This is a genomic window from Vibrio sp. 10N.261.55.A10 (assembly GCF_041470825.1).
GTDB lineage: Bacteria > Pseudomonadota > Gammaproteobacteria > Enterobacterales > Vibrionaceae > Vibrio > Vibrio crassostreae_C.
The window spans coordinates 1-5,910 of record NZ_JBFRNC010000099.1 but is presented as its reverse complement, the minus strand read 5'-3'; the positions used below and the strand labels follow the sequence as shown (position 1 = coordinate 5,910).

The following is a 5,910-nucleotide window of genomic DNA, read 5'->3' as shown; positions in this document are numbered from 1 at the left end:
CCGCGATGAACCTTTTTTTTCATCTGAAGTTTAGAACCTAAAAATGTAGGAATGGGAAAAGTAAAAAGACGATCACCAAACGACAGGCAAAAAAATAGCCAACCGCAATAATCGCGATTGGCTCTATATATTTGTGAACAAATCATAAGTTCACTAACAACGTCAGTTGGCTAGGTGACCCTCGGCTTAAGAAGGGTCAATGTATATAATGCAGTTAGCGTGCCAACTTTTATTCGACGTTTTATAAGCCCTGCACCGCATAAAAACCATGAATTTGTCATGCGAATTGCAAAGTGCATTTGCATATTGCAACCAAGATGCAATATCGATAAGGGATCAGTTTCATCTCTGCTCTTAATGACAAATCACTAAGTGGTTGTTATCTAAATGTTAGGCAAATATTCACTTCAACTTATTGCCTTACAATTAATAGAGTAATAAAAGCCCTTCCCCAAAAGCATATTCATACTTTTTTTACACTAAAGTTTGTATACTGCACAAAATCATCCTCAACTCTATGAAGCAATGAACTACTTAAGTACTTTTTTCAAAGGCATGGCAATGGGCGCAGCAGACGTTGTACCTGGCGTGTCGGGCGGAACCATCGCATTCATCACTGGTATCTACGATACGCTGCTAGAAAGCATTCGCAGAATTAACCCTAGCGTACTTGGCTTATGGAAACGCGAAGGCTTCAAAGCCGCGTTTAATCACATCAATGGTTTCTTCCTAATTTCACTGTTCGCGGGCGTATTCACGAGCATTGCGACATTCGCAAAATTGATTTCTTGGTTATTAGTCACCCACCCTGTTCCACTGTGGTCTTTCTTCTTCGGCCTGATCTTGGTCTCGGTTTTCCATATTCTTAAGCAAGTAGAGAAACGCGATATGATTCGCTTCGTGTTTTTGCTGCTTGGCGTTGCTTTCGCTTATAGCATTACCGTGCTTAAACCGCTGCAAATGGAACCAACCAGCATCAACGTATTGATTGCGGGTGCGATTGCTATCTGCGCGATGATTTTACCCGGTATTTCAGGCAGCTTTATTCTGCTCCTGATTGGCATGTATGGCCCCGTGCTTGGCGCCGTTAAATCATTTCAAGTCGATGTACTTGCGCTATTCCTTGCGGGCTGTGTGATCGGACTGCTGACTTTCTCACATGTACTGTCTTGGCTATTGCGTTCATTCCGCGACTTCACATTGGTATTCTTAACCGGTTTGATGATCGGTACGCTGCCTAAGATCTGGCCTTGGAAAGAGACCATCAGCTGGCGCACAAACTCAAAAGGTGAACAAGTTCCTCTGATTCAAGAAAACCTGTCACCGTTTGATTTTGAAGCCGTAACTTCTCAGCCTTCTCAGCTGGTAATGGCTATTGTGATGATGTTTGTTGCGATTGCATTGGTTCTAGGACTAGAGAAGTTTGCAGAGCGTAATGCTGACTAATCATTCAGCCAGCTTCTGGAAAGCGTTTAGAACGGATAATGCTTAGAAATACTAAGCTCACATATCTATTAAACAGACAAAAGCGAAGCCAATGGCTTCGCTTTTTTAGTTCTACCATACGCACAAAATTGCTTTTTGATACAAGCACGTATTGAGGGGTGTGATAACATCGCCGCTCTTATAAAATTAAATGAGAACACGACATGCACTCTGCATTAAAGGTTGCTGCTGTTGGGATCGCTCTCGTGGCAGGCTTTTATGGGCCGCAAGCAATTCAGCAATTTAAATCAGCGATGGAGCACTCAACTGCCGACGTCAGCTTGGATGATTACTGCATGCTTTCAACCACATCGTGTGAGCAAGAATCCATTTCAATGTCGCTTGACCGAGAAACCGCGCAACCTCTTCTACCCACAAAGATAAAGGTAGTTTGGGAAGGTGCTGCATCTGAGACACTGGTGTTATCGCTCACAGGTTTAGAAATGGAAATGGGATCAGCGCGTTTTCAATTAAAGAGCATTGGCAACAATACCTATGAAGGTGATGTGATTTTACCTGTATGTACTTTAGATAAAATGACATGGATCGGTGAACTCACTGATGGTGTCGATACTGTAAACCCTGCAATAAGGATGGCAAGATGAGTAGAAATTGGTCGTTAGCATTGGTTGTCGCTTTTGTACTTGGCTTTGGTGTCAAAAGCTATCTTGATGGGCAAAACGAAGTTCAAGAACAACACGCTGCAAAACAAGAGTTCTCCGCAACGACTCTTTTCGGCAAAGACAACCAACCAACGGAAATCTTTGACCAAACCGATGACAGAATTCGTATCGTTTACTTCGGTTTCACACGCTGCCCAGATGTGTGCCCCACTTCTTTGGCTATGTTGGCCGGAGCACTTAACCAAGTCTCTGATGAAGCAAAAGCCAAGATTCGCCCGATGTTTGTCTCTCTCGACCCTGAGCGTGATGCAGCAGAAGCCTCATACGAATACGCACAATACTTCCACCCAATGATGGAAGGATTAAGTGGTCCTTTGGATGTGACAACCACGCTTGCACACAACTACGGTGTTATTTTCAGAAAGACCAAGCTGGAAGGTTCAGAGTTGGAATACACCCTTGACCACAGCTCATATTTTTATTTTTTAAAGCCCGACGGTACCTTGATTACCAAAGTGCCGCATACGTTAACGCCAGCACCAATTGTTGAGGCTATCAACAAGCTGACGCAGTAAAACGTAAAAACAAAGAACTTAACTAATAAAGTTCGAACAAAAAGTCAGGTCCCAGACCAAAAACATAAAAATTAAGGACAACAACATGAAGTTAAAAGCACTTGCTCTAGCAGGCTTATTGCTAACCCCTTTTGCTCAGGCTAGTAGCGATATTATGGTTCATGACGCGTACGCTCGTGCAACCCCGCCTTCAGCAGTGAACAGCGCGGTGTTCACGACTCTGATAAACCACAGCGATAAAGATCGCGCTATTGTTTCTGCAACAACACCTGCAGCAGGTAAAGTAGAACTTCATGATGTAATCATTGATGGCGATGTTATGAAAATGCGCCAAGTTCAAGAAATCACCATCCCTGCAAACGGTGAAGCGGTACTTAAACCTGGCAGCCTACACATCATGTTGTTCGACCTAAGAAGTAGCCTAAAAGAAGGTGAGCAAATCGAGATGATACTGACCTTTGCCAATGGTGAAACACAGACCTTCGACGCACCAGTGAAGAAAGTGATGAGCGGCATGAAAAAGATGAATCACGATCATCACTAATTCTAGAAACTGATGCTCAATGAGGCTTATCAAGAGCCAAAGCACATCAGTGAAAAATTAGACAAAATAAGCCACGATGACTTCTCGCCATCGTGGCTTTTTGTTAAACTGCACTCGCTTTTTATGCAAAGCCTAACCATATTAATAACCAAGGAGAAGAGAAGATGATTGTAATGAAAACACTAAAACTGGCAGTAAAAGTAACGCGTTAATTTTGTTTGGTTAAACCAACTTTAATTCCGAACTACCAACATTGAGCCACCAGCTGGCTACCGCACACTTTTACCCGGTTTACGTTTGATCGCACATGGTCAAAGCATGCTCATTATGCATGAATCAATCCGGGGTCCTATCTATTGAATTCGACCCAAACTCTAAAGCAATTTTGACGTCTCGACGCTTTTTTAGCTTTTAACGCTTCTGATCTCACCAACAATAAGAGATCTCACAAGAAGTTAATGCTCTCATAAGAAAAGAAAGCTCGCACGTCTGGGTAAATAGACATGAATTCACAAACTGCATTTTCTCATCCAATGTCACTTCAACAACTTGGATGGCAACCTGTATTTCAACAACAACTGACACTTGAAGACTACGACCATTCAGTGATCGCCCGTATCACCGCGCACCATCGCAGTGGCTACACATTTGCGTCTGAACAAGGCGAAATCACTCTACCTATTCATCACAACCAACCTGCAATGACGGTTGGCGATTGGGTAATATTGAACTCTGAACTGCAATTCGATCGCTTACTAGAACGCCAATCGCTCTTTAGCCGAAAAGCTGCAGGCAGTCGTGTGGCTGAACAATATATTTCAGCCAATATCGACACAGTGTTTATCGTGGTTTCATTGAACAACGACTTTAATCTGAGTCGCATTGAACGCTACCTGGCACTCGCAAATGAAGCACAAGTTGAAGCGGTTATCGTCCTGACTAAGAAAGACTTGTGTGACGACTACGAAGGCAAAGTACAACAGGTACAAAGCTTAGACCCGATGCTCATGATCGAAGCGGTCAATAGCCTAGATCAAGACTCAACCCAAGTACTGTCACCTTGGTGTAAAACCGGCAAAACCGTCGCGCTAATGGGGTCTTCTGGTGTGGGTAAGTCGACTTTGGTTAACTCATTGCTAGGTGAAGCATCGCAGGCAACTGGTGGTATTCGTGAAGACGACAGTAAAGGTCGTCATACAACCACATCACGATCACTCCACTTGCTCGCATCAGGTGGCTTGCTTCTCGACACTCCAGGAATGCGAGAGCTCCAACTTGCAGACTGCGCTGAAGGCGTGAGTGAAACTTTTTCAGACGTCGAAGAGTTAGCAATGCACTGCCGCTTCTCTGATTGTCATCATGAATCAGAGCCGGGATGCAAGATAAGGGCTGCCATTGAGAGTGGTGAACTGTCTGAAAGACGATTTACTAACTATCAAAAGCTACTGAGAGAGCAAGCAAGAAACGGCGCTTCTCTTGCAGAGCAACGCGCTAACAATAAGCAGCTTTCCAAAATGTACCGAAACGTACAGTCAGAAAGCCGCAATATTAAGAAAGGCTCAGCTTAAGCAGTTGGATATTGACGGTAATCTGAGTTAATCGCTCAACGCTGAGCTGAAACACCGAGCCCCACGTGTCAATCGCGTGGGGCTTTATCTACAAATTCCCTTCCTCATCAACAAGGGATATTAAGATATCGTCTGCTTCCGAAAGTAAAAATTCACCATTTATAATAGTTGGAATTTTTCTTAGCGAGTTAATCATCACGTTAATGTTTCTCTTTATCCAGTTCAATATAATTCCCCCTTGAACAATAAAGTTAAAATACGATTAATCGCGTCACTTTTACTACCAGATTGACTGAATATAACGAACATAAAGTATCGATTACCGGACAAGTATAATCACCTTCAGAAGAAAATTTCATTTCAAACCACCTTCCAAGGAGATAGAAAATGCTTCGTCTAACCACCATATTATTAACGCTTCCTCTAGCTGCCTGCTCTACAATAAATACTGACTTCGAAAAGCAAACCGATTTCTCAATGTATAAAACCTATGATTTCAGCTCGCCCGGGACTGCGAAAGAAGAGAAGAACAAAATACCGATTAGTATCGACTCAATCAGGATTGAAAGTGCGATCATTAAAGAAATGAGCCGCACAGGGGTTTCATTTGTAGAGGACGGAGGCGACCTATACGTCCGCTACCAACTTCAGCAAGCATCTGAACTTGTGTCTTCCGGCTCGTCATTTGGTATTGGCTATGGTTGGAACAATTTCCGTGGGGGAATGTCCACTCCACAAAATTATCACCAACAGACGTACGGACAATTGATTGTAGAACTGATCGATGATAAAACCAACATCGTTGTATGGACCGCGAATTCAAGCCGGAAATTGACTCGCTCAATGAGTTCTAAGGAACGTGAAGAGCTGATTTACGAGGAGATCGCTGAAATGTTTCAACAGTACCCTTCGTACAAATGATTTTAAAACTTCTAGGTGATAACTTCTTCAAATATTGGCCATTGAGTGTACAGATAGAGGAAGCCTAGGCATTAGAGGAAGAAGGCACCAAAGCCACTAATGCAATAGATCAAAGCTGCATCATATTGTTATATACCCTCAACCTTAAAGCTAACGCTGTAACTCACGTCCGAGTCAGGGCAAGATCATGAAAA

The 5,910-nt window shown here is 43.1% G+C and carries 6 protein-coding genes; all 6 read left to right on the top strand.

The features are described 5' to 3' along the window. The first annotated feature begins 525 nt into the window (after positions 1–525). On the top strand, positions 526–1,446 hold the full coding sequence (locus tag AB4274_RS21725; protein ID WP_017066617.1) for a DUF368 domain-containing protein: 921 nt from the start codon (positions 526–528) through the stop codon (positions 1,444–1,446). A 203-nt stretch (positions 1,447–1,649) separates the two neighbouring features. Next, positions 1,650–2,090 (top strand): hypothetical protein, encoded by a 441-nt coding sequence (locus AB4274_RS21720; RefSeq protein WP_017061864.1) that lies wholly within the window; start codon positions 1,650–1,652, stop codon positions 2,088–2,090. Next, positions 2,087–2,683, top strand: a complete 597-nt coding sequence (locus tag AB4274_RS21715) for an SCO family protein (protein WP_004732104.1) — start codon at positions 2,087–2,089, stop codon at positions 2,681–2,683. The genes AB4274_RS21720 and AB4274_RS21715 overlap by 4 nt, the downstream gene beginning before the upstream one ends. 85 nt (positions 2,684–2,768) lie before the next feature. Beyond that, on the top strand, positions 2,769–3,227 hold the full coding sequence (locus AB4274_RS21710) for a copper chaperone PCu(A)C (protein WP_372113210.1): 459 nt from the start codon (positions 2,769–2,771) through the stop codon (positions 3,225–3,227). A 503-nt stretch (positions 3,228–3,730) separates the two neighbouring features. Beyond that, positions 3,731–4,795 (top strand): ribosome small subunit-dependent GTPase A, encoded by a 1,065-nt coding sequence (gene rsgA, locus AB4274_RS21705; RefSeq protein WP_372113208.1) that lies wholly within the window; start codon positions 3,731–3,733, stop codon positions 4,793–4,795. A gap of 387 nt (positions 4,796–5,182) precedes the next feature. After that, positions 5,183–5,716, top strand: coding sequence for a DUF4136 domain-containing protein (locus AB4274_RS21700; protein WP_372113206.1), 534 nt, complete (start codon positions 5,183–5,185; stop codon positions 5,714–5,716). Positions 5,717–5,910: the final 194 nt, after the last annotated feature.

What these genes read in the sequence shown, in the direction of transcription:
- AB4274_RS21725 (WP_017066617.1), top strand. Translation starts at nt 526, where the DNA reads ATGAACTACTTAAGTACTTTTTTCAAAGGCATGGCAATGGGCGCAGCA.
- AB4274_RS21720 (WP_017061864.1), top strand. Translation starts at nt 1,650, where the DNA reads ATGCACTCTGCATTAAAGGTTGCTGCTGTTGGGATCGCTCTCGTGGCA.
- AB4274_RS21715 (WP_004732104.1), top strand. Translation starts at nt 2,087, where the DNA reads ATGAGTAGAAATTGGTCGTTAGCATTGGTTGTCGCTTTTGTACTTGGC.
- AB4274_RS21710 (WP_372113210.1), top strand. Translation starts at nt 2,769, where the DNA reads ATGAAGTTAAAAGCACTTGCTCTAGCAGGCTTATTGCTAACCCCTTTT.
- rsgA (WP_372113208.1), top strand. Translation starts at nt 3,731, where the DNA reads ATGAATTCACAAACTGCATTTTCTCATCCAATGTCACTTCAACAACTT.
- AB4274_RS21700 (WP_372113206.1), top strand. Translation starts at nt 5,183, where the DNA reads ATGCTTCGTCTAACCACCATATTATTAACGCTTCCTCTAGCTGCCTGC.